Below are 21,373 nucleotides of genomic sequence, written 5' to 3' on the forward strand. Positions count from 1 at the left end.
TCGATGCACCGGCCGGTGCCCCGATCGCTCGCCAACCGGCCGGCCCCGCCGGGCGTGGTGCCTGCTCCGTCTCAACCCGCCGCGCCGGCAACGGAGATGCCGCCGCAGCCCCACCACCACACCGCCCGATACCCACCCCCGACTCACCCTCAAGCGCATCACTCACTCACCGGCCGCACCCACCGGCCGCACCCACGGGGCATGGCGCTCGCCCGGGCGCAACTCCTCGCGCCAGTAGCGGAACACCAGCCCTTCGACGATGCGCAGCCCGCCGGCGGCGATCAGGCCGTCGGCCGGTTCGGAGCCGCCCGCGTCTGCGGTGAAGGCGACCAGCAGGGGTGGTGCGGCACCGAGTTGGTTGCGTGCGCGGGCCGTCTCGGCGGCTGTCGGGGCGTGGAAGACCGGGTCGTGGAAGGCGGCCGGGCAGGCCACCAACTCCGGTTCGTCGAAGTGCAGTTCGAGGCCGTGGTGGTACGTCAGGTCGTGGCCGGCTGCGAGCACCAGGCGGCCCTGGTCCCAGGAGACCACGTCCCAGTCCCACCACGAACCTCTCGGCAGCTCGATCACGTGCGTCCCCCGCCCGTCAGTCGTCGAGCAGCGCGGCCACGTACCGTTCCGCGTCGGCGGCCAGTTCCGCGCGGCCCGGCGGGTGGGCGTGGCCGCTGCCGGCCGTCGCGTTGAACAGGACGCCCTCGCACCAGCGCACCAGGCGTCGCGCGTCGGCGGTCGGGTCCGCCGAGCCGCACGCGTGCAGCAGCTGCACGGCGATCTGCTGGAAACCGGCTCCCAACCGGTCGTAGACCTCGCGGAGTTCGGGCCGCCGGGCGGCTTCGAGCGCCAGCTCGATCCGGGCCACCGTCAACGCCCGGCCCGCCGTCAGCGCATGCTCCAGGCCGTCGGCGACCACCCCGACCAGCATCCGTCGCGCCGCACGGCGGTCACCCACCGAGGCAGCCGGAACCGCCGGAGCGTCACCCACCAGCGCCGCGGACTCGACCTCGGCGATCCGCACCAGGGCCAGCTCCAGCAGCGCGGAGCGTGTCCGGGCCAGGTTCGAGGTCGACCCGACCGGAAGGCCGGCCGCCTCGTCCACCGCCCGATGGGTCAGCCCGCGCAGGCCGCGCTCCGCGATCACGGCTACGGCGGCATCGGCGATTCGGGTCGGGCGCGGCACACTCATGGTCCCGATCATCCCGTGCCCGGGCCCACCACCCAAACCGCCACCCCACCCACCCTGCCCAAACGCCACCCCACTCACGACGCCACCCCACTCACGGCGCCACCCCACTCGCAACGCCACCCCACTCACCAGGCCGCCCGCCCCACCCAGAACGCCGCTCCCATCCAGAACGCCGCCCGGAGGCGCCGCCACGACACACGCCGAGCCACCTCCCGGCGGACCGTCAGGGAATCACTACCGTCGGTCACATGACCGCGACTCGCCCCACACCCACCCGCCGCCCGCAGGCGCTGCCGGGCACGCCGCTCCCCTGGTCCTCCGTCTGGTACGCGGCGTACGGGTCGAACATGCATGCCGAACGTCTCGGCTGCTACATCGCCGGTGGCCGGCCGCCGGGCTGCGACCGTACGTACCCGGGGTGCCGCGACCGCACCTTGCCCGCGCGGACGGTGCCGCTGCTGCTGCCCGGCACCCTTTACTTCGCGTTCAAGTCGCTGACCTGGGGTGGTGCCATGGGTCTCTACGACCCGTCGCCGGACGGCGAGGTGCCCGCCCGGGCGTACCTGGTCTCCGCCGAGCAGTTCTCCGACATCGCCGCCCAGGAGATGCACCGCGAGCCGGGCATCGACCTCGATCTCACCCGCGCCGTGACCACCGGCCGCGACCGGATCGGGCCCGGCCGCTACGAGACCCTGATCTGCGCGGGGACGCTCGACGGCACCCCCGTCCTGACCTTCACCTGCCCGTGGACGCTCGCGGATGCCGAGTTGAACCCGCCCACCCCGGCGTACCTGGCCAACTTCGCCACCGGCCTTGCGGAGTCCCACGGTTGGACCCTCGAAGAATCCGCCGCCTACCTGGCCACCCGCCCGGGCGCCGCCGGCCACTGGAGCCCGGCCACCGTGGTGGAGACCCTCCGCACCCTCTGAGGTCCGCCCGCCCCGCACCCGTCCCGGCCCACGCCATCCACCGAAACTACATCCGTAGTACGCTCGCCCACGACGCTCGAAACTACGCCTGTAGTCCCGCCCGGCCGATCGGAGCCCAGCCATGCCCTCCGCCGCCTCTCCCGCCCCACGCCCCGCCCCGGGGCCCGCCCCACGCCCCGCCCCACGCCCCGCCTCAACTCCCGCTGCGCACCCCGCGCTCGTCCTCGGCGGCGGCATCGGCGGCCTCGCCGCCGCCCTCGCCCTGCACCGCCGCGGCTTCCAGGTCACCGTCCACGAGCGCGCCGCCTCGCTCGAACCGGTCGGCGCGGGCCTGGCCCTCGCCCCGAACGCGCTGCGGGCACTGGACGCCCTCGGGGTCGGTGCGCGCCTGCGCGCCCTCGCGGTGCGGCACCCGGCGGTGGGCCTGCGTCGCCCGTCCGGCCGCTGGCTGGCCAGGACCGACACGGATGCCGTGCAGCGGCACTTCGGCGACCCGGTGCTGGCGGTCGCCCGTGCCGAACTGATCGCCGCGCTGGTGGACGCCCTCCCGCCCGGTACCGTCCGCACCAACTCCCCGGCCGCCCTCGTCGCCCCCGGCGACGCCACCGCCCCGGCCCTGGTCGACACCCCGGACGGGCCCGCACCGGCCTCGCTGGTGGTCGCCGCCGACGGCATCCGCTCCGCCACCCGCGGCCACCTGTTCCCCCGCCACCCGGGGCCGCACTACTCGGGGTTCACCACCTGGCGAACCGTCATCGACACCCCGGACCGCCCGCCGGCCGCCGTCGGCGAGATCTGGGGGCGCGGCGCCCTGGTCGGCATCGTGCCGCTCGCCGCCGGACGGGTGTACGTGTACGCGGCCGCCCTCGCCCCGGCCGGCCGGCGCGCCGCCGACGGCGACGAACACGCGGAACTGCTGCGCCGGTACGGCAGTTGGTGCGCGCCGCTGCCGGAACTGCTCCGCCGCACCGACCCCACCCGGGTGCTGCGGCACGACGTGTGGGAGCTCACCGACCCGCTGCCGGCGTTCCACCGCGGCCGGGTCGCCCTGCTCGGCGACGCCGCCCACGCGATGTCCCCGTTCCAGGGGCAGGGCGCCTGCCAGGCCATCGAGGACGCGATCGTCCTCGCCGCCGCCCTCCCCTCCCGGCGGCCCGGCTCCACCCCGGCCGACGCCCCACCCTCCGAGCGGCCCGACCCCGACCCGATCACCGCCCCACCCTCCGAGCGGCCCGACACCGACCCCATCACCGCCCTGCCCGCCTACTCGACCGCCCGCCTGCCCCGCACCTCCCGCATCGTCGCGGGCTCCCGCACCATCGGCCGCCTGGTCGCCGTCCGCAGCCGCCCGGGTGTTCTCCTGCGCGACACCGCCCTCACCCTGGCCGGACGCCTGCCCGCGCGCTTCCTCCTCGACCGCTCCGCCCCCACCTACACCTGGCAGCCGCCCACCGCCACCGACCGGTAGCCCCGGCCCGCTCAGCCCCGGCCCGCTCAGCACCGGCCCGCCCGGATCCGGCCGCCGCGCCAAGGCCCCGACGCCCGCCCCGGGCCGCACGGTTCACCACCGCTCAGCCACCGAACGCCGCGATCGCCGCGCGCACCAGCCCCGCCAGTGCGCGGGACGTGGAGCCCGGCGCCCAGGCCAGCACCGAGGTGACGGGCGGGGCATCGGACACCGGGACGGCGGCGACGTCGGGGCGCAGCTGGGTCCGGCTGGATTCCGGCAGGACGGCGAACGTCCGTCCCAGGGCGACGAGTTGGCCGAGTTGGGAGTGGTCGCGGATCTCCGGTCCGGGGCCGTCGCGGAAGCTGCCGTCGGGGCGCGGGAAGCGCGGCGCGGGCAGGCCGGGCAGGTCGGCGAGGTCGGCCATCCGCAGGGTGCTGCGGGCGGCCAGCGGGTGGGTGGCGGGGAGCAGCGCGACCTGGCCCTCGGTGTGCAGTTCCTCGCTGTCGAGGCCGGCCGTGGAGTTGAACGGCACGTGAAGCAGCGCCGCGTCCGCCTCGCCCGCCCGCAGCAGCCGTTCCTGCTCGCCGACCTGACACAGCCGCAGGTCGACCGGCACCGGGTCGGGCCCGGCGGCGTACGCGTCGAGCAGGACGGCCAGCAGGTCGGTGGACGCGCCCGCCTTCGACGCCAGCACGAGGCCGGGCGGCCGGCCGGCCCGGCGGGTGCGCGCCTCGGCGGCGGCGACCGCCGCCAGGGCGGTGCGGCCCTCGTGCAGCAGCACGCTCCCGGCGTCGGTCAGTGCCACGCCTCGGCTGTCGCGCTCCAGCAGGACGGTGCCGAGCCGCCGCTCCAGCTGGGCGATGGCCCGGGACAGCGGCGGCTGCGCCATCCCCAGCCGGCGGGCGGCCCGCCCGAAGTGCAACTCCTCGGCGACGGCCACGAAATAGCGCAGTTCCCGGGTCTCCACCCGCCCCAGCCTACGGTGATACCGCCGCGGTATCACCGCTCACCCGATCGGTCCTGGCCACCGGCCCGGGCCCGACCGGACGATGGCGGCATGAACGAGAACACGAACGGGCGGAAGGTCGCGCTGGTGACCGGCGCGAACAAGGGCATCGGGTACGAGATCGCGGCGGGCCTCGGCGCGCTGGGCTGGCTGGTCGGCGTCGGCGCCCGGGACGAGCAGCGGCGCGCGGACGCGGTGGCGGCGCTGCGCGACCGCGGCGCGGACGCCTTCGGGGTGCCGCTGGACGTCTCCGACGACGACTCCGTGGCGGCGGCGGCCGCGCTGCTGACGGAGCGTCACGGACGGCTCGATGTGCTGGTGAACAATGCGGCGGTGACGGGCGGCATGCCGCAGGAGCCGACCGGCGTGGACCTGGCGGAGCTGCGGGCGGTCCTGGAGACCAACGTCCTCGGGGTGATCCGGGTGACCAACACCTTCCTGCCGCTGCTGCGCCGCTCGGCCGCCCCACGGATCGTCAACATGTCGAGCGCCGTGGGCTCGTTGGCCCTGCAGTCGGACCCGGACGCCTTCACCGGGCCGACCTCGGCCGCGTACGCTCCGTCGAAGACCCTCCTGAACGCCGTGACCGTGCAGTACGCCAAGGAGCTGCGCGACACCGGCATCCTGATCAACCTGGCCTGCCCGGGCTACTGCGACACCGACCTGAACGGCCACCGCGGCACCCGGACTCCCGCCCGGGGCGCGGCGATCGCCGTCGAGCTGGCCACCCTTCCGGACGGCGGCCCGACCGGCCGGTTCTTCAACGAGGACGGCCCGCTCCCCTGGTGACGGGCCGCCATTGACGGCCTGACGGTGAGCATGCGATCTTGCCGTCCGGCCGGGGCGCACCTCGGCGCACCCGACCACCGAGGGGGGCCTCACCATGCACCCGGACACCGACCGCACCGACCCCGACAACCGCCCGGGCCGCGACACCCGCCCGAACCGCGACGACAGCCCGGGCCGTGCCGCGCGCCCGACCGGTGCGAGCGTCGGCCGCCGCGCCCTGCTGACCCGCGCGGTCGCAGGCGTCGCTGTCGCGGGTGCCGCGGGCGTCGCGGTCACCACCGCCACCGCCCGACCCGCGTCCGCCGCCGGGGCGTTCACCACCGCCACCGGCGGTCCGGGCGACTGGTACAACGTCAGGGACTACGGCGCGAAGGGCGACGGCACGGCCGACGACACGGCGGCGGTGCAGAGCGCGCTCGACGCGGCGGCCCAGGCGGGCGGCGGAACGGTGTACTTCCCGGCCGGCAAGTACCTGGTGCTGCCGACGTCCACCGCCCCGGCGCTCACCGTCGGCGGCAACGGGATCCGCCTGGCCGGCGCGGGCAGCAAGGCCTCGATGCTGGTGAAGGGCGGCAACGGCATCCTGCTGCGGATCTCCGGGGCGGGCCCGGACGCCACCGGTGCGACCCACCGCCGCTACTGTGCGGTGGAGGACCTCGGCTTCAACGGCAGCGGGCGCACCGGCCTGGTGCTGGAGCTGTACTACAACGACAACACCGTGGTCCGGGACGTCTACATCACCAGCAACCTGGACACCTGCATCGACGGCGTGGAGCTGTGGGACTCGCGGTTCTCCAACCTGGTGGTGGAGTCCAGCACCGGCACCATCGCCGACCCGCGCCCCAACCTGTGGCTGCGCAACGCCTCCGCCGCCTCCGGCTGGGGGTCCAGCCAGGACAACACCAACCAGGTGCACCTGACGGGCTGCCGGTTCGAGGCCTTCGGCACCGGAGCGGTGTGGATCACCGCGGGCACCGGCTCGACCAACAACCCGAACGGCATCTACCTGACGGACTGCAAGTTCGAGACCTCGCAGCTGCTGCGCGGACCGCACCTGAAGGTCGACGCCTCCTCCAAGCACGTCCACGCCCGCGAAATCTACTGCTACGCGGGCAACTTCAGCTCCTCCGGCGACAGGGCCGCGCAGAACATCGTCACCTGGGCCGGCGTCGCCTCCAGCCTGGAGAACGTGCTGATCGCCAACGGCTCGGTGGCGACCGTCAATTCGGGCCTCACCGTGTACGCCGGCAAGGGCTCCACCGCCGTGCTGCGCGACGTGATCGGCCTGTACGGCACCGCCCCGCTCGGCGCCCACGTGTACTTCGAGGCCAACGCGGACCCGGGCGACTACCGTCTGGAGAACACCTACGCCAACACCGGCGCCCAGTTCAGCGGCACGGTGCCGACCACCAACGCCCCCAACCCGCCGCTGCGCCTGGTCAACGGCCCGGTCTCGGACGCCTCGTTCAACCGCACCCCGGCGAACGGCACCCTCGCCGTCGACACCCTGAACCACCGCCTGTACGTCCGGGTCGGCGGGGTCTGGCAGTGGTCGGCGCTCAACTCCTGACCCCGCCGGACCACGCCTGAGCATCCCCGACCGCTCCTCCCGGGCCGCCCCGGACGCTCAGCCGCCCCGGACGCTCCACCCGGACGCCCAGGGCTCGCCGGACGCCTCAGAGCTCGCCGGCCCGGGGCGGGTTGGCGCCGGCCACCGACACCGTCCGGGCCGCCACCCGGGCCGCGAAGGTGCAGGCCTGTTCCAGGTCCTCGACCGTCAGGGCGTCCAACCGGCCGCCCAGGCGGCCCTGTTCGGCGAGCGAGTGGAGCAGGCCCGCGGTGAACGAGTCGCCCGCGCCGACGGTGTCCACCACGGTGGTCGGCGGTGCGGGGACCCGCACCCGCCGGCCGTCCAGCGAGGCGAGCGCGCCGTGCTCGGCCAGGGTGACCACGACCAGCCGGGCGCCGGCCTCGTGCCAGCGGTCGCTGGCCTGTTCGGGGGTGGCACCGGGCAGCAGCAGCGCCAGGTCGTCGGCGCTCAGCCGCAGGACGTCGGCGAGTTCGCACCAGCGGGCCAGCCGCCGCCGGTACGCCTCGGGTTCGACCAGCAGCGGGCGGACGTTCGGGTCGATCGAGACGGTCGCGGCGGGCCGCACCTCGGCCAGCAGGTCCTCGATCCGCGGGCCGCCGGGCTCGCGCACCAGGGCCAGCGATCCGGTGTGCACGCACACCGCGCCGTCGGTGCGGGCCGCGGCCAACTCCCGTTCCGTCCAATGCCAGTCGGCGGTGCCCTCGGCGTGGAAGGAGTAGTCGGCGTGGCCGTCGGCGTCGACCGCGGCCAGCGCCAGGGTGCTCGGCTCGGCGGCCCGGACCGCGGCCGACAGGTCCACCCCGGAGCCCTCCAGGTGGGCCCGGAACAGGTCGCCGAACGGGTCGGTGGAGATCCGCCCGAGGAACCGGGTGGGCGTGCCGAGGCGCGCCAGCGCCACCGCCGTGTTCGCTGGGCCGCCGCCCGGCAGCACCCGCAACGCCAACTCCCCGGCCCGCGCCGCCCCGCGCTCCACGAACGCGTCGGCGACGCACTCCCCGACCACGGTGATCGACCGACCCGCCATCGAAACCAGCCTCCCATCAGCGCGAACGCACACCGGACCGGTCCGGACTCCATCACCGCGACCCGCCCCGCGTCAACGCCGACCGGCCCCGGGGTGTCACCGCCGAGCGATGTACGTTTCAGCCGAGCGCCGCGCTCACCCTCGCTCAAGTGGGAGCGCTCCCAAGTCTATTGACATAGCGTGAGCCCGTCTGGCCTCATATCCCGTGCCTACCCGACCCCGAGTGGGAGCGCTCCCCCAGCCCTCCCACCCTGCACATCTCCTCGCACCACCCGCTCGCACCACCCGCTCGTACCGCCCCCACCGGACGCCCCCACCCGCGTCCAGAGAGGAACGAGACCCATGCGACTCCCGTTGCACCGGCGCCCGTGGCGCCGGCCGGCGGCCCCGGCCGCGGCGCTGGCGGCGCTGCTCGCCGCCGCCTTCGCCGCCCCGGCCGTCCCGGCGGCGCACGCCGCGGTCGCCGCGCCCGGCGGATCGGCTGCCGCGACGGCCTCGGCCGGCACCGGCTTCTGGCACACCAGCGGCCGGCAGATCCTGGACGAGGCCGGGACGCCGGTCCGGATCGCCGGCATCAACTGGTTCGGCTTCGAGACGTCCAACTACGTGCCCCACGGCCTGTGGAGCCGCGACTACAAGTCGATGATCGACCAGATGAAGTCGCTGGGCTACAACACCATCCGGCTGCCGTACAGCGACGACATCTTCAAGGGCACCACCCCGACCAGCCTGAACACCTCGGGCGGGATGAACGCCGACCTGGTCGGGCTGAACTCGCTGGGGGTGATGGACAAGCTGGTCGACTACGCGGGCAGCGTGGGCATGAAGGTGATCCTGGACCGCCACCGCCCGGACTCCGCCGGGCAGTCGGCGCTCTGGTACACCTCCTCGGTGCCGGAGTCGACCTGGCTGGCGAACCTGAAGTCGATCGCCGCCCGGTACGCGGGCAACTCGGCGGTGGTCGGCATCGACCTGCACAACGAGCCGCACGACCCGGCCTGCTGGGGCTGCGGCGACCAGGCCACCGACTGGCGGCTGGCGGCGCAGCGCGGCGGCGAGGCGGTGCTGTCGGCCAACTCGAAGCTGCTGGTCTTCGTGGAGGGCGTGCAGTCCTTCAACGGCTCGTCGACCTGGTGGGGCGGCAACCTGCAGGGTGCGGGCCAGTACCCGGTTCAACTGAGCGTCGCCAACCGGGTCGTGTACTCGGCACACGACTACGCCACCAGCGTGGCGCAGCAGCCGTGGTTCTCCGACCCGAGCTTCCCGTCGAACATGCCGGGCGTCTGGGACAAGAACTGGGGATACCTGTTCAACCAGAACATCGCCCCGGTGTGGGTGGGCGAGTTCGGCACCACCCTGCAGTCCACCGTCGACCAGCAGTGGTTGAAGGCTCTGGTGCAGTACCTGCGGCCGACGGCGACGGCGGGCGCGGACTCGTTCCAGTGGACGTTCTGGTCGTGGAACCCGAACTCGGGTGACACCGGCGGCATCCTGAACGACGACTGGACGACCGTGAACACGGTGAAGGACGGCTACCTGGCGTCGATCAAGTCCCCCGGTTTCGCCGGCGGCCCGGGCGGCGGCGGGACGGGCGACACCCAGGCGCCGTCCGTGCCGGGCGGGTTGACGGTGACGGGCAGCACGGCGAGCAGCGTGTCGCTGTCCTGGGCGGCGTCCACCGACAACACGGCGGTGACGGGCTACGACGTGTACCGGGGCGGTACGAAGGTCGCGTCGGTGACCGGGACCTCGTACACCGACAGCGGGTTGAGCGCGTCGACGGCCTACAGCTACACCGTCCGGGCGAAGGACGCGGCGGGCAACGTGTCGGCGGCGTCGGCTGCGGTGACGGCGACCACGTCGGCGGGCGGCGGGAGCAGCGCCGGGTGCGCGGCGACGGTCAGCTTGAACGACTGGGGCAGCGGCCTGACCGCGACGGTGACGGTCACCAACAACGGCACGGCGGCCGTCAAGGGCTGGCAGGTGGCCTGGACGTGGCCCACCGGCCTCCAGATCAGCGGGAGTTGGAGCGCGGACGTGGTCCGCAGCGGGCAGCGCGTGACGGCCAGCAGCCTGGCGTACAACGGGGCACTCGCCCCGTCCGCGTCGACCACCTTCGGCGTCCAGGCGACCCGCGCGGACTCCTCGGCGGTGGCGACGTTCACGCCGGTCTGCACGGCGACGTCGTGACAGACGCCGTCGTGTCCTGACGCACCGCAACTCCGCCACGGCGTCCGCCGGTCCGCCCTGCCGAGGGCGGGCCGGCGGACGTGGTTCCGGCGGTCAGGCGCGAACGGCTTCGAGGAATCCGCTGGTGGTGGCCCCGGCCTCGGCGGGCAGGGGGCGGCCGTGGGCGGTGGCGACGTCGCCCAGGGAGGTGAAGCGGGTGGCCCAGCCGTGGGCGTCGAGCCAGTCGGCGGTGCCGGGTCCGAGGCCGCCGCGCCAGAGCGAGGTCATCTCGGTGAGGCCTTCCTCGGCGGGGGTGCGGGTCACGTCGCGGCCCTGTTCGACCAGCAGCCGGCTGCCGGGGGCGGACAGTTCGCCGACGGTGGTGAGCAGTCGGGCGGCCTGGTCGGCGTCGAGGTAGACCAGCAGCCCTTCGGCGAGCCAGGCGGTGGGCTGCGCCGGGTCGAAGCCGGCGGCGGCGAGCAGGTCGGGCCAGCCGGGGTCGGTGAGGTCGGCGGGCAGGGCGGTGCGGTCGCAGCGCGGCCGGGCGCCGTGGGCGGCGAGGACCTCGTCCTTGAAGGCGAGGACGGGCGGCAGGTCGAGTTCGAACAGGCGGGTGCCGTCGGGCCAGGGCAGCCGGTGGGCGCGGGTGTCGAGGCCGGCGGCGAGCACGACCACCTGGCGGGCGCCGGCGGCGAGCAGCCGGTCGTCGTAGTGGCGGGTGCGCAGGATGCCGTGGGCCAGCAGGCGGCGGGCGAACGGGCCGGGCCGGGCGTCCTCGGGGCGGGGCGGGGCACCGGCGGCGGTGACGAAGGCGAGCGCGTAGGGGTCGGTGAACAGCGGTGCGGGCCGGGCGCTCTCGTACGCGCGGACCCGGGCCACGGCGAGGGCGGTGCGGGACACGGGGCTCAGCCGCTCGGCGGTGGCGGTCTCGGCCGGGCCGGCCGGCTCTTGGTTCGTCATGCCGGAAAACTACATCGCCACAGATACATCTGTGAAGATGCGTTCTTCCGGTACCCTTCCGGGATGGACGGCGTACGGCTGCTGCGACTCGGCAAGCGACTGACGGAGCTCGGCCGGGAGATGGTCACCGACCACGCCTCGGCGACCCTCTCCCCCGGCGAGATCGCGGTGATCTCCGACGTGTACCGGCACCCGGACACCTCGGTGCAGGACATCCGCGCCCGCACCGGCTTCGCCCAGAGCCACGTCTCCACCTCGGTCGCCCGCCTGCGCGAGCGCGGCCTGCTGGACGCCGAACCCGACCCGGCGGACGGCCGACGCACCCTGCTGCGCGCCTCCGAGGTGGCCCGCGGCTACATCCGTGCCCGGGTCGCCCGCCCCGCCGGGCCGGTCATCGCGGCGGCCGTCCCGGACCCGTCGCAGGCCCGCCGGGTCGCCGAGCTGCTCGACGAACTGGCCGAGCTGCTGCTGCCGCAGGACGGCCCGGCGCGGACGGGCGGGCCCGGCGACCGTCGGTGACCATGGACGGGTCAGGAGTCCCGCCCAGCCATCGGAGGCCGTCCATGATCGAGATCGCCGACATCCGCGAGTGGCGCGGCCAGGACGTGGTCGACCAGGACGCCAAGAAGATCGGCGCCCTGGAGAACATCTACGTCGACACCGCCACCGACCAGCCGTTCTTCGCCACCGTCACGGTCGGCATGCTCGGCCGGCACCGCCTGGTGTTCGTGCCGATCACCGACGCCGTGGTCGGCCCGTCCTACCTGCGGGTGCCGTTCGGGCGCGGCGACGTGAAGAACGCGCCGTCCATCGACACCGACGGCGTGCTGGCCGCCGAGCAGGAGCCCGAGGTGTTCGCGCACTACCACCTCGAGTACGTCACCGGCGCGGGCGGCGAACGGCGGCTCGCCCGCCGCTGACCGCACCCGCGGACCCCGGCCGCCGACGATCCGCACCCGGCGGGCCCCGCCGCTCACCGGCCCCGCGGGGTCAGGCGGCCAGGCCCGGCCGGTGCTCCTCCACGTACGCCTTGAACGCGGCGAGTTCGTCGATGACGTGCCGGTCGGTGAAGCCCAGCCCCTCCACCAGGTGGTCCCACAGGCCGTGCGGCTCGGTGTCCAGTTGCAGCATCACCCGGGTGCCGAGCTCGCCGGCGTCGCCGGTACGGTGGAACGTGACCACCCCGGACTGCCCGTCCTCGCCGCCGGTCCAGGCGATCCGGTCCAGCGGGACCACCTCGGTGGCGGCGGCCCCGCGGTCCGCGCCGCCGCGCATGCAGGCCGGCAGCGACTCGCGCTCCGTCCACGCCCGGTAGACGACCTCGATCGGGGCGTCGATCTCCACGGATTCCTCGATCCGGCCCATGGCGTTCCCTCCTCACCGGGTGCGGCCGCCCGACTGCGGTCCGCGTCCGGACCCCGCCTGCCCCGTCCGCGCGCGGGCATGCACGGGAAAACCGTCCGGGTACCCCGGAATCACCGACGTGACCTTCTTCACATAAGCTTCACCCGTTTGCCCGGCATGACTCCCGGACGACCGGGTACCCGGGGACGGACCGGCCGGAGACGAGGAAAGGAACGGCATGCCCGTGCCCACTGATGAACTTCTCCTGTCCGCACCCGCCGGGGCGACCTCCGACCTGATCGGATCGCCCTCGCCGACCGAGGACCACCCCCTCGGGCGCCTCGGCCTCGACGCGACCTCCGGGTCCGCGCTGGAGGCCCTCGCGGACCCCGCCCACGCCAGCCCCGCCGACGCCCGCGAACTCAGCCGCGTGCTGCTCCGCCGCCTGGCAGGCCTGGAGGAGGGCACCCGGGAGTACTCGTACGTCCGCAGCACGCTGATCGAGCTGAACCTGACCCTGGTCAAGTTCGCCATCCGCCGCTTCGGCCACAGCAAGGAGCCGTACGAGGACCTGCTGCAGGTCGGCTCGGTCGGCCTGATCAAGGCCATCGACCGGTTCGACCCGGATCTCGGGGTGGAGTTCACCACGTACGCCGTACCCACCATCGTCGGCGAGATACGGCGCCACTTCCGCGACACCACCTGGTCCGTGCACGTGCCGCGCCGGCTCCAGGAGCTGCGCCTGGACCTCGCCAAGGCGCAGGACGCGCTGGCCCAGACGCTGGACCGCGAGCCGACCGTCGCCGACCTCGCCGAGTACATGTCGCTGCCCGAGGAGGAGGTGATCGAGGGCCTGACCGCCGCCAACGCGCACACCGCCGGCTCCCTCGACCTGACCGCCCCGGGCGAGGGCGACGGGCAGCAGCCCGCCGAACGGCTCGGACACGTCGACGGCGGGTACGGGCTGGTGGAGAACCTGGTGGCGCTGAAGCCGCTGATCGCCGAGCTGCCCGAGCGGGAGCGGCTGATCCTGTCGATGCGCTTCACCGAGGACCTCACCCAGTCCCAGATCGGCGCCCGCCTCGGCCTGTCCCAGATGCACGTCTCGCGGCTGCTGTCCCGCACGCTGGCCAAGCTGCGCAACGGCCTGGCCGCCGACGCGATCTGACGGTCCGTCAACCACGGGGTACCCGGCGGCCTCCGGCTGACCGCGCCACCGCACCGGGTACCCCGTATCGACCGCCGCGCCCGCCATGCGTAAGGTCGAACCAGATCGGTCGAGGGAACAGGACGAGGATGCCAGCCGAGAACATGCCCGTGGCGCCCCTGGCGGTGGAGGTCCGGCGCACGCCGTCGAACGCGGCGGTGTGCACGCTGTCGGGCGATCTGGACATCGAGACCCTGGAGCCCGCCCGCGAGGCGCTGGACCACCTGCTGGCCCAGCGCCCCCGGTCCCTGGTCGTCGACCTGGGCCGGGTCGACTTCTGCGACTCCTCCGGGCTGAACCTGCTGCTGCAGACCCGGATGGCCGCCGCCGAGGCCGATCTGCCGTTCCACCTCGCGGCGCTCTCCGGTCCGGTCCGGCACCTGCTCGAACTGACCGGCGCGAAGGCCGTGTTCACCATCCACGACACCGTGGATGCGGCCCTCCCCGCCGACCGGTGAGGCCCGCCCGCCGCGTGCCGTGCACCGCACCAGGCATAATCCGGCCCCGGTCGGGAAACCGACCCGTGAGCCTGCCGCCGAGACCGAAGGGAACCCGCCCGTGACGCCCAGCCGGGGAACCCTGGACGGCGACCGCCCGGACGCCGGCGCGGCCCTGCCTCCCGGCGGCCAGCGCCGCCGGCTCCGGCTGGCGGGCGTCCCCCGCCCGGTGGCCCGGGCCCGCGCGTTCACCACCGAGGCGCTCGGCGACTGGTCCTGGTCCACCCCGCCCGACGCCGACCTCGGCGAGGACGTGGTGCTCCTGGTCGCCGAACTCGTCGGCAACGCCATGCTGCACGCCGGCGGCCCGCTCGAACTCGTGCTGGACGCCACCCCCGCCCGGCTCCGGATCGAGGTCTCCGACGCCTCCTCCGTCCTGCCCGCGCTGCGCACCCCGCACCGCCCCGGCCTGCCCGGCGGCCACGGCCTGTACATCGTGCAGCACACCGCCGACCGCTGGGGCTCCGAGCTGCACGCCCAGGGCAAGTCCATCTGGGCGGAGATCGACGCCTCCCGGCTGCTGGCCTGAGCCGCCGCCCGCCTCTCGGCGCACAGGCGGTTCGCCCCGCGCCGACGGATCCCCGGCGCGGGGAGAACGCTCGGCACCGCGAGTACGGCTCGCACCGCGAGAACCGCTCTGCCGTGCCAAGGGCCCGACTCCGCCGAGCAGCCCGGTGCCACGAAAGCGGCCCCCGATGGTCGGGGGCCGCTTTCGGCGGTCCGGCGGGGGCCCGGCCCGGAGGCGTGGACTCACCTGCTGCGATTGCGCCGCCGGCGGCGCAGGATGTGCTGCCGCTCCTCCTCGGTGCGGCCGCCCCAGACCCCGTAGCGCTCCCGGGTGGCGAGGGCGTGCCGCAGGCAGCGTTCCCGGACGGGGCAGCGGGCGCAGACTGCCTTGGCGGCGCGGTCGCGGTCGTCGTGGGCCTGGCCGCGTTCGCCGGGCGGGTGGAAGAACAGCCGGGAGTCGGCGGCCCGGCAGGCGCCCTGCAGCTGCCAGTCCCACTCCTCCTCGACGGCTCCGGGCAGGCGGGAGATCACGGTCATCGGATGCTCCTTGTGTCGGACGATCGGATCAACGGACGAACGGGTGTGCCGTCCGTGTAACCCCGATCCGCCGTCCGAACCGCCCTCCGTTCCGCGTCCTGGCGGGCCGCCTGCGGCTCGTCCCGCGGCGCTCCCCGACAGCCGCGCGGTCGCCGCCCGTGTCCGCGCCGCTGCGGTCAGTCCTCCTCGGGCTCCGGCGGCGAGGAGACCGGGACGGCGAACTCCGGACCGTCCTCCACGGTCTTCTCCGACTCGTCCGGCGGGGGCGGCGAGCCCTCCGCGGTCATCCGCGCCTCCGGGGTCTCGGTGGGCGGCCACTCGTCGGCCGGTGCGTCGTGGTCTCCGTGCGTGTGGTGCGACATCTCGCCTCCCGCGGCTGTGATCGGCCCCCTGTCTCCATGGTGCGTCCCTGCCCGCCGCGGCACCCGGCCATTCCTGGGCGTGTCGGCCGGAGCACACCGCGTCCCCGGGGCCGGCTGGCAACTTCCGGGCGGCGGGCGCACGGTGGACGGGGGGTCGTTGTCCACCGCCGCGAGAGGAGAGTGTGGCCATGTCGTCCAAGCGACGCCGCAAGAAGAAGGCCCGCGCCAGGCGCAAGGCGAACCACGGCCGTCGGCCCCAGTACTGAGGCCCGCCGCGTTCCCCGCAGCGCCGAACCCCGAACACCGACGATGTTTCGAGCGGCCGTCGTCCGGACCCAGCCCCGGACGACGGCCGCTTCCCGTTGTCATCGCCCCTTCACGAGCGGCGCTTCCCGGGCCGCGCTTCCCGTGCCGCGTCGAGCGGGCCCGTGCTGCCCGCTGTCAGCCGGTGACCGGGACCCGGGGCGCCGCCGCCCGCGCGTGGGCGGCGGCGCGGATCGGCGACAGTCCGCAGGCCCACACCATCACCGCGCCGAGCGCCCGGGCCAGCGGCCGGTCCCAGAGCCGGCGGACCGCCCACGGCCGGCGGATGCCGAGCTCGCGGCGGGCCCAGCCGGGCAGCAGCCCGACCGCCGCGTTGGTGAGCACCCGCACCGCGAGCCGCTCGCGCCCGGTCCGGCCGAAACCGCGCAGCAGCGCGACGGCCTCCAACGCCTCGGGGCCGGCCCGCAGTTCGCCCCGCACCCGGGCCAGGTAGCGGGCCAGCTCGGCCCGTGAGCCGGGCACCCCGTCGGCGCCGAGCAGCTCGCCGATCAGCGCGACCTCGGACAGGTAGGCGTCGCACGCGTCATCGGTCAGACGACCGCTGCCGGCGAAGACCTGATGGCCCATCAGGAAGCACGACACCTCCGCCGTGTGCACCCAGCAGAGCAGTTCCGGCTCGTCGGCCCGGTACGGCCGCCCGGCCGCGTCGAAGCCGCGGACGTGGCGGTGGATGCGGCGCACGCCCTCGATCGCGGCCTCGGCGGCGGCGGACGAGCCGAGCGTGGTGGTGGACACGAACCGCGCGGTGCGGTGCAGGCGGCCCGTCGGGTCGTTGCGGTAGTCGGAATGCTCGGCGACGGCGCGCATCGCCACCGGGTGCAGCGACTGCAGCATCAGTGCGGCGAACCCGCCGACCAGCATTCCGGCCGGGTGCTCGTGCACCCGCCACACCACGCTGGACGCCCCGAACAGGCCCGGATCGCCGGGCGGCCGGTCGTAGCGCTCCAGGTGCAGATCGGCGCCGTGCACCGTCGAATTGATCTCCCGCAGCAGCCTCCGCCGCACCGCCTGGACCGGCCGCCACCCACCTGCCACCGCCGAGCACCTCCCGCCCCGGTTCCCCGCTGGATCTCCTCCGCCCACCCTACGCCGCCGGCCCCCGCCGCCGAATGGGGCTGACAGCACGCCGCGACAGCCGCTACGATCACCGCCGATGACTACTCGTGGATTGGAGGTCCCGTCCGCCCGAAGTGAGTGCTGATGCACCACACTTCACCGACGGACGAGGACACTCGTACCTGCTTCTGGCCGCGCGTACGGCGCTTCGCCGTTCCCCCGGCCATGATCGAGACCGCCACCGCCCGCCGCGAGCTGGGCGACTGGGGCGGTGCCTGTGCAGCAGCCCGGTTCGACGTGGAGCTGGACGTCCGGGCCCTGGCCCGCACGCACGGCTCCGAGCTGGCCGCCCAACTGCGCGACGACCTGCGGCACTTGGCTCCGGACCTCCTGCGCTGGCACCTGCCCCGGACGGCCCCCGACGGGCTGCTGCGGCCGAACCTGAGCGCCGCCCTGGCCCGCTACCCGCGGGACGGTCCGGCGGCGTTCCAGCTGGTCGCCCGCACCGCCCCGCCCCGCGCGGCGGCGGGCCAGCGGGTGAGCCTGGCCCTGTGGCCGGACGCCGGCCCACGCCCGCAGCCACGCTTCCGCCTCGACCTGCACCGCCACCTGTGGGACGTCCGCCGCGCCCCCGAACTCGCGTCCCGCACCGCCGCGCTGACTGATCCTCGGTCGGCCGAGCCGGTCTGGGAGTTCGAGGCGGGGCTGCTGCGGACGGCGGACGGGCTGCCGCCCGACGCGCCGGTCGCGGTACGGCTGGCGGCGCGCCGGTTCCTGGTCCTCCGCCCCGGCGGCGGGCCGGTGGACGCGGAACTGCGCGCGCCGGGCGAGGCCGCCGTGCTCCCGGACGCTGCCACCTGGGCGCCGCCCGACCTGTGGCTGCTGCGCTCCGGGGCGGTGGAGGCGGACCGGTTGCACCCGCTGGTCGCGGCGGCGCTGGTGCCAGGCCACCGGGCGGTCCGGGCCGCGCCGCCGTCCCCGGCGGATCCGCTGCTGGTGGACTGCCGGGGAGCCCGGCACCGGGTGGCCCTGGTCGACGGCCGGCTCACCGCGCTCGACCATCCTGCGGACCAACTACGCCGCGAAGAACTGCTGTTGGCATTCGGCGGGCCACCGATTCCCTGCCTGCAGACCATCGACCGCGCCCACCGGCAGCCCGACGCCCTGGACGCCATCGTGCAACGCCTGCTGCACGGCGACCGGGCCGGCGCACTCGCCACCATCCGTCAACTGATCGGCGACGACACGCCTCTGCGTGACGGCCCGCTCGCCGACCGCCTCACCGACGACGACCACCGCCACGACCTCGCAGCCCTGCACCGGGCCGGCCTCCACCACGCCCGCACCTCCGCCCCCCTCTCCCCCCACCCGAACGGCCATCCGTACCGGCCCCGCCCACCCCGCGGCCGCAAGTGCCGCTGCTGCAGCTTCCGCCACCGCCCCTGAACCCGACTCCCCCACCACCCCTCGGACACCGCCCCGCCCACCCGAGGCGATCCCCCCTGCCCTCAACCACCCGACTCACGCCCCAGGAGCCCCCTTTGCCCACCCCGACCACCGCCGACGACAGCCACTGGAACACCGCCCCGCACCCCGCCCACCACTGACTCCGACCTCCCCGTCCCCCGATCGGGCCGGCCCGGCACCGGCAGGACCACCGACGCGCACCACGCCATCCGACGACCCCGCCCGCCCTCCTCCACCCAACTCACCCTCCCGAAGCCCGCTCTGCCCATGCAGACCGCTCACCCCGGCACCGCCGACGACAGCCACTGCAACACCGCCCACCACTGACCGCCCCGCGTCCCCGCAGGTCCCACTCCTCACACCCCAGGTGATCACCATGCCTTCCACCGCCCAACTCGCCGTCGCCGACCACCTGCTGGCGCTGCTCGCCGAGTCCGCCACCGAACCCCGACAGGACCTCCAGGTCGAGGCCCTCACACTGGCTGTCGCCGCCGACCTCCCGGTGCTCCTGTGGGGAGAACCCGGCATCGGCAAGACCGCCGCCCTGAACCAGCTCGCCGTCGAGCTCGACCTGCCGCTCACCACGGTGATCGCCAGCGTGCACGAGCCCTCCGACTTCTCCGGCCTGCCGGTGATCGGGGCGGACCCGGCCGCCGAGGGCGTGCCGCTCGCGCCGCCGGACTGGGCGGTGCGGTTGGTGCGGCAGGGTCGCGGACTGCTGTTCCTCGACGAGCTGTCCACCGCCCCGCCCGCCGTGCAGGCGGCGCTGCTCCGCCTCGTCCTGGAGCGCCGGATCGGTGCGCTCCGACTCCCGCCGGGCGTACGGATCGTGGCGGCGGCCAATCCGCGCGCCTCGGCCGCCGACGGCTGGGAGCTGAGTGCGCCGCTGGCCAACCGATTCGTCCACCTGGACTGGGTGCACGATCCGCAGGTGGTGGTGCGTGGTCTCGGCGGGGTGTGGCCGCGCGCCGAGCTGCCCCGGCTGGACGCCGGGAAGCTGCCCGCCGCCGTCGGGTTCGCCCGCCGCGCGGTGTGCGATCTGCTGACGGTCCGGCCCGAGTTGACGCACCGGCTGCCGGCCGCCGAGACCCGGCGCGGCAGGGCCTGGCCGTCGCCGCGCAGCTGGGAGATGACGGTGCGGCTGCTCGCTTTCGGTTCGGCCGCCGGCTCGTCCCGCGAGGTGCTGTCGATGCTGGTGCGCGGCACGGTCGGGGACGGCCCGGGGCTCGAACTGCTGGCCGCCGTCGACCGGATGGACCTGCCCGCGCCGGAGGACCTGCTCGCCGTTCCGGAGACGGCCGTCCTGCCCGAGCGCGGCGATCTGCGGCAGGTGGCGCTGGACGCCGTGGTCGCCGCCGTCCGTTCGCGGCCGTCCCGGCAACGCTGGGACGCCGCATGGACGTTGATGGCCCGCGCCCTGCAGACCGGCACCCCGGACGTGCTGGTGGTGCCCGTCACCACGCTCGTCGCGCTGCGTCAACCCGACTGGGAGGTGCCGGAGTTGATCGAGCGGTTCGCGGGCGCGCTGGAGCTGTCCCGGCGCGCCGACCGGGCCGCCGCCCGGGTCCCCGCCGCTGCCCGGGCGGGCCGCCGATGAGCGCCCCCTCGGAGCGCCCGGCGCCCGCAGCTCCGAAGGCCGGCCCCCCGAGGCCGGGCCCGCCCGCGCCGCGACCCGGCCGGCCGAAGCCGGGCCCGCCGCCGCCCCGGCCCGCCCCGGCGATGCCGGACCTGCGCCGCCCGGTCGGGCCGCCGCTGGACCTGGCGAAGCTGTACGCGGCGCGCCTGCTGGCGGTGCGGGCCCGGCCGTACCTGGCCACGGCGCTGTTCGCCATGCAGGTGGTCGAGTCGGCGCGGGTGCCGACCATGGCGGTGGACCGGTACTGGCGCTGCTACGTCTCGCCCTCGTTCGTCGCCGCCCGCTCGGAGGAGGTGCTCGCCTCGGTCTGGGTGCACGAGGTCTCCCACCTGCTGCGCGACCATGCCCGCCGGGCCGACCGGGCGATGCGCAGGTACGGCTGGGACACGCCGGGCGACCGGTTGCGGATCAACCTCGCGGCGGACTGCGAGATCAACGACGACGCGTTCGGCGACGGCCTGGTCCCGCCCCGGGACGCCGCCTACCCGGCGTCCCTCGGCCTGCCGCCGAACCTGCTGCTGGAGGACTACCTGCCGATGTTCACGCTCGGTGCGCGCACCGAGCCGGTCACCTGGCTGGAGTGCGGCAGCGGCGCGGACGGCCTGGACCGGGAGTGGGAGCTCGGCCCGGACGGTGCGCGGGCGCTGCGGGAGCACGAGCGCGACCTGGTCCGGTTCCGGGTCGCCGAGGGCATTCTCGGTCGGCCGGGCGACGCCCCGGCGGGCTGGCGGCGCTGGGCCCGGGAGGCGTTCCATCCCCCGCAGCCGTGGCGGGAGTTGCTGGGGGCGGCGGTGCGTTCGGCGGTGGCCGGCGCGGGCGCGGGCTCGGACTACACGTACGGCCGCCCGGCGCGCCGCGCCACCGCGCTGCCGGGTGTGGTGCTGCCCTCGCTGCGCCATCAACTGCCGCGCGTGGCCGTGGTGGTGGACACCTCCGGTTCGGTCGGCGATCAGGAGCTGGGCACCGCTCTGCTGGAGGTCGCGGCGATCGCCCGGACGCTCGGCGGGCGGCGCGAGCTGCTCTCGGTGGTGTCCTGCGACGCCGCCGCCCAGCAGGTCCAGCGGATCGGTGTGGAGGGCGGGTTGACGCTGGTGGGGGGCGGCGGCACGGATCTGCGGGAGGGGTTCGCGGCGGCCCTGCGGTCGAGCCCGCCGCCGGACGTGGTGGTGGTGCTGACGGACGGCCAGACGGCGTGGCCGGCCCGCCGCCCGCCCTGTCGCACCGTGGTCGGCCTGTTCCGCCGCCCGGCCGGCGTCGACGAGCACGATCCCGACTACCGGCCCGACCGGCCGCCGGAATGGGCGCACACCGTGCAACTGGGTTGATCAGGGCCCCAGT

The 21,373-nt window shown here is 75.2% G+C and carries 22 protein-coding genes; 13 read left to right on the forward strand and 9 right to left on the reverse strand.

Features of this window, described 5'->3' with window-relative positions; all coding sequences use genetic code 11:
* Nucleotides 1-162: 162 nt before the first annotated feature.
* Nucleotides 163-567 (reverse strand): hypothetical protein, encoded by a 405-nt coding sequence (locus tag ACFV1L_RS08855; protein ID WP_380364231.1) that lies wholly within the window; start codon nt 565-567, stop codon nt 163-165.
* A gap of 16 nt (nt 568-583) precedes the next feature.
* Nucleotides 584-1,180: a TetR/AcrR family transcriptional regulator gene (locus tag ACFV1L_RS08860; RefSeq protein WP_380364233.1), complete on the reverse strand. Its 597-nt coding sequence runs from the start codon at nt 1,178-1,180 to the stop codon at nt 584-586.
* A gap of 248 nt (nt 1,181-1,428) precedes the next feature.
* On the opposite strand from ACFV1L_RS08860, the gene ACFV1L_RS08865 reads away from it, so the two are divergent.
* Together ACFV1L_RS08865 and ACFV1L_RS08870 are read left to right on the forward strand one after the other, a co-directional pair.
* On the forward strand, nt 1,429-2,109 hold the full coding sequence (locus tag ACFV1L_RS08865; protein WP_380364235.1) for a histone deacetylase: 681 nt from the start codon (nt 1,429-1,431) through the stop codon (nt 2,107-2,109).
* A 121-nt stretch (nt 2,110-2,230) separates the two neighbouring features.
* Nucleotides 2,231-3,577 (forward strand): FAD-dependent monooxygenase, encoded by a 1,347-nt coding sequence (locus ACFV1L_RS08870; protein WP_380364237.1) that lies wholly within the window; start codon nt 2,231-2,233, stop codon nt 3,575-3,577.
* Nucleotides 3,578-3,680: 103 nt separating this feature from the next.
* Here ACFV1L_RS08870 and ACFV1L_RS08875 read toward each other — a convergent pair whose 3' ends face one another.
* Nucleotides 3,681-4,526: a LysR family transcriptional regulator gene (locus ACFV1L_RS08875; protein WP_380364238.1), complete on the reverse strand. Its 846-nt coding sequence runs from the start codon at nt 4,524-4,526 to the stop codon at nt 3,681-3,683.
* A gap of 90 nt (nt 4,527-4,616) precedes the next feature.
* Between ACFV1L_RS08875 and ACFV1L_RS08880 the strand changes: the two genes are divergently transcribed.
* Together ACFV1L_RS08880 and ACFV1L_RS08885 are read left to right on the forward strand one after the other, a co-directional pair.
* A complete protein-coding gene (locus tag ACFV1L_RS08880) occupies nt 4,617-5,354 on the forward strand; it encodes an SDR family NAD(P)-dependent oxidoreductase (protein WP_380364240.1) in 738 nt (245 codons plus the stop codon).
* 94 nt (nt 5,355-5,448) lie between these two features.
* On the forward strand, nt 5,449-6,924 hold the full coding sequence (locus ACFV1L_RS08885; RefSeq protein WP_380364242.1) for a glycosyl hydrolase family 28-related protein: 1,476 nt from the start codon (nt 5,449-5,451) through the stop codon (nt 6,922-6,924).
* 106 nt (nt 6,925-7,030) lie between these two features.
* Here ACFV1L_RS08885 and ACFV1L_RS08890 read toward each other — a convergent pair whose 3' ends face one another.
* Nucleotides 7,031-7,969 (reverse strand): carbohydrate kinase, encoded by a 939-nt coding sequence (locus ACFV1L_RS08890; protein WP_380364244.1) that lies wholly within the window; start codon nt 7,967-7,969, stop codon nt 7,031-7,033.
* Nucleotides 7,970-8,311: 342 nt separating this feature from the next.
* Between ACFV1L_RS08890 and ACFV1L_RS08895 the strand changes: the two genes are divergently transcribed.
* A complete protein-coding gene (locus tag ACFV1L_RS08895) occupies nt 8,312-10,159 on the forward strand; it encodes a cellulase family glycosylhydrolase (protein ID WP_380364246.1) in 1,848 nt (615 codons plus the stop codon).
* Nucleotides 10,160-10,252: 93 nt separating this feature from the next.
* Here the strand turns inward: ACFV1L_RS08895 and ACFV1L_RS08900 are convergent, their stop codons facing one another.
* The gene (locus ACFV1L_RS08900) at nt 10,253-11,098 is read right to left on the reverse strand and encodes an SAM-dependent methyltransferase (protein ID WP_380364248.1); all 846 of its coding nucleotides are present in this window, start codon (nt 11,096-11,098) and stop codon (nt 10,253-10,255) included.
* A 63-nt stretch (nt 11,099-11,161) separates the two neighbouring features.
* Here ACFV1L_RS08900 and ACFV1L_RS08905 point away from each other — a divergent pair, with 63 nt between their 5' ends.
* Both ACFV1L_RS08905 and ACFV1L_RS08910 read left to right on the forward strand, forming a co-directional pair.
* A complete protein-coding gene (locus tag ACFV1L_RS08905) occupies nt 11,162-11,617 on the forward strand; it encodes a MarR family transcriptional regulator (protein WP_380364250.1) in 456 nt (151 codons plus the stop codon).
* A 44-nt stretch (nt 11,618-11,661) separates the two neighbouring features.
* Nucleotides 11,662-12,018 (forward strand): PRC-barrel domain-containing protein, encoded by a 357-nt coding sequence (locus ACFV1L_RS08910; RefSeq protein WP_380364252.1) that lies wholly within the window; start codon nt 11,662-11,664, stop codon nt 12,016-12,018.
* 70 nt (nt 12,019-12,088) lie between these two features.
* On the opposite strand, the gene ACFV1L_RS08915 is transcribed toward ACFV1L_RS08910, so the two are convergent.
* The gene (locus ACFV1L_RS08915; protein ID WP_380364254.1) at nt 12,089-12,463 is read right to left on the reverse strand and encodes a cyclase; all 375 of its coding nucleotides are present in this window, start codon (nt 12,461-12,463) and stop codon (nt 12,089-12,091) included.
* 217 nt (nt 12,464-12,680) lie between these two features.
* On the opposite strand from ACFV1L_RS08915, the gene ACFV1L_RS08920 reads away from it, so the two are divergent.
* The 3 genes from ACFV1L_RS08920 to ACFV1L_RS08930 all read left to right on the forward strand — a co-directional run bounded on the left by ACFV1L_RS08920 (nt 12,681) and on the right by ACFV1L_RS08930 (nt 14,675).
* A complete protein-coding gene (locus ACFV1L_RS08920; protein WP_380364255.1) occupies nt 12,681-13,610 on the forward strand; it encodes an RNA polymerase sigma factor SigF in 930 nt (309 codons plus the stop codon).
* A 143-nt stretch (nt 13,611-13,753) separates the two neighbouring features.
* On the forward strand, nt 13,754-14,107 hold the full coding sequence (locus ACFV1L_RS08925; protein ID WP_380364257.1) for an STAS domain-containing protein: 354 nt from the start codon (nt 13,754-13,756) through the stop codon (nt 14,105-14,107).
* Between the two features lie 100 nt (nt 14,108-14,207).
* Complete coding sequence (locus ACFV1L_RS08930) at nt 14,208-14,675, forward strand: ATP-binding protein (RefSeq protein ID WP_380364258.1); 468 nt, start codon at nt 14,208-14,210, stop codon at nt 14,673-14,675.
* A gap of 221 nt (nt 14,676-14,896) precedes the next feature.
* Here ACFV1L_RS08930 and ACFV1L_RS08935 read toward each other — a convergent pair whose 3' ends face one another.
* From ACFV1L_RS08935 to ACFV1L_RS08945, 3 genes are all read right to left on the reverse strand, one after another.
* The gene (locus ACFV1L_RS08935) at nt 14,897-15,190 is read right to left on the reverse strand and encodes a WhiB family transcriptional regulator (protein ID WP_380364260.1); all 294 of its coding nucleotides are present in this window, start codon (nt 15,188-15,190) and stop codon (nt 14,897-14,899) included.
* Between the two features lie 176 nt (nt 15,191-15,366).
* On the reverse strand, nt 15,367-15,552 hold the full coding sequence (locus ACFV1L_RS08940; protein WP_380364262.1) for a hypothetical protein: 186 nt from the start codon (nt 15,550-15,552) through the stop codon (nt 15,367-15,369).
* Between the two features lie 441 nt (nt 15,553-15,993).
* Nucleotides 15,994-16,911: an oxygenase MpaB family protein gene (locus ACFV1L_RS08945; protein WP_380364264.1), complete on the reverse strand. Its 918-nt coding sequence runs from the start codon at nt 16,909-16,911 to the stop codon at nt 15,994-15,996.
* 165 nt (nt 16,912-17,076) lie between these two features.
* On the opposite strand from ACFV1L_RS08945, the gene ACFV1L_RS08950 reads away from it, so the two are divergent.
* From ACFV1L_RS08950 to ACFV1L_RS08960, 3 genes are all read left to right on the forward strand, one after another.
* Nucleotides 17,077-18,378 carry a hypothetical protein gene (locus ACFV1L_RS08950; protein ID WP_380364265.1) on the forward strand — a complete coding sequence of 434 codons (1,302 nt, stop codon included), beginning with the start codon at nt 17,077-17,079 and terminating at the stop codon, nt 18,376-18,378.
* Nucleotides 18,379-18,775: 397 nt separating this feature from the next.
* Nucleotides 18,776-19,996 (forward strand): AAA family ATPase, encoded by a 1,221-nt coding sequence (locus tag ACFV1L_RS08955; RefSeq protein ID WP_380364267.1) that lies wholly within the window; start codon nt 18,776-18,778, stop codon nt 19,994-19,996.
* A gap of 122 nt (nt 19,997-20,118) precedes the next feature.
* Nucleotides 20,119-21,360: a VWA-like domain-containing protein gene (locus ACFV1L_RS08960; protein ID WP_380364269.1), complete on the forward strand. Its 1,242-nt coding sequence runs from the start codon at nt 20,119-20,121 to the stop codon at nt 21,358-21,360.
* Nucleotides 21,361-21,373: the final 13 nt, after the last annotated feature.

This window comes from Kitasatospora sp. NPDC059646 (assembly GCF_042734615.1).
GTDB lineage: Bacteria > Actinomycetota > Actinomycetes > Streptomycetales > Streptomycetaceae > Kitasatospora.

Coding starts and splice junctions, on each gene's coding strand:
- ACFV1L_RS08865 (WP_380364235.1), top strand. CDS start 1,429: ATGACCGCGACTCGCCCCACACCCACCCGCCGCCCGCAGGCGCTGCCG.
- ACFV1L_RS08880 (WP_380364240.1), top strand. CDS start 4,617: ATGAACGAGAACACGAACGGGCGGAAGGTCGCGCTGGTGACCGGCGCG.
- ACFV1L_RS08860 (WP_380364233.1), bottom strand. CDS start 1,180: ATGAGTGTGCCGCGCCCGACCCGAATCGCCGATGCCGCCGTAGCCGTG.
- ACFV1L_RS08915 (WP_380364254.1), bottom strand. CDS start 12,463: ATGGGCCGGATCGAGGAATCCGTGGAGATCGACGCCCCGATCGAGGTC.
- ACFV1L_RS08870 (WP_380364237.1), top strand. CDS start 2,231: ATGCCCTCCGCCGCCTCTCCCGCCCCACGCCCCGCCCCGGGGCCCGCC.
- ACFV1L_RS08910 (WP_380364252.1), top strand. CDS start 11,662: ATGATCGAGATCGCCGACATCCGCGAGTGGCGCGGCCAGGACGTGGTC.
- ACFV1L_RS08935 (WP_380364260.1), bottom strand. CDS start 15,190: ATGACCGTGATCTCCCGCCTGCCCGGAGCCGTCGAGGAGGAGTGGGAC.
- ACFV1L_RS08900 (WP_380364248.1), bottom strand. CDS start 11,098: ATGACGAACCAAGAGCCGGCCGGCCCGGCCGAGACCGCCACCGCCGAG.
- ACFV1L_RS08905 (WP_380364250.1), top strand. CDS start 11,162: ATGGACGGCGTACGGCTGCTGCGACTCGGCAAGCGACTGACGGAGCTC.
- ACFV1L_RS08890 (WP_380364244.1), bottom strand. CDS start 7,969: ATGGCGGGTCGGTCGATCACCGTGGTCGGGGAGTGCGTCGCCGACGCG.
- ACFV1L_RS08885 (WP_380364242.1), top strand. CDS start 5,449: ATGCACCCGGACACCGACCGCACCGACCCCGACAACCGCCCGGGCCGC.
- ACFV1L_RS08925 (WP_380364257.1), top strand. CDS start 13,754: ATGCCCGTGGCGCCCCTGGCGGTGGAGGTCCGGCGCACGCCGTCGAAC.
- ACFV1L_RS08920 (WP_380364255.1), top strand. CDS start 12,681: ATGCCCGTGCCCACTGATGAACTTCTCCTGTCCGCACCCGCCGGGGCG.
- ACFV1L_RS08960 (WP_380364269.1), top strand. CDS start 20,119: ATGCCGGACCTGCGCCGCCCGGTCGGGCCGCCGCTGGACCTGGCGAAG.
- ACFV1L_RS08940 (WP_380364262.1), bottom strand. CDS start 15,552: ATGTCGCACCACACGCACGGAGACCACGACGCACCGGCCGACGAGTGG.
- ACFV1L_RS08895 (WP_380364246.1), top strand. CDS start 8,312: ATGCGACTCCCGTTGCACCGGCGCCCGTGGCGCCGGCCGGCGGCCCCG.
- ACFV1L_RS08950 (WP_380364265.1), top strand. CDS start 17,077: ATGCACCACACTTCACCGACGGACGAGGACACTCGTACCTGCTTCTGG.
- ACFV1L_RS08955 (WP_380364267.1), top strand. CDS start 18,776: ATGCCTTCCACCGCCCAACTCGCCGTCGCCGACCACCTGCTGGCGCTG.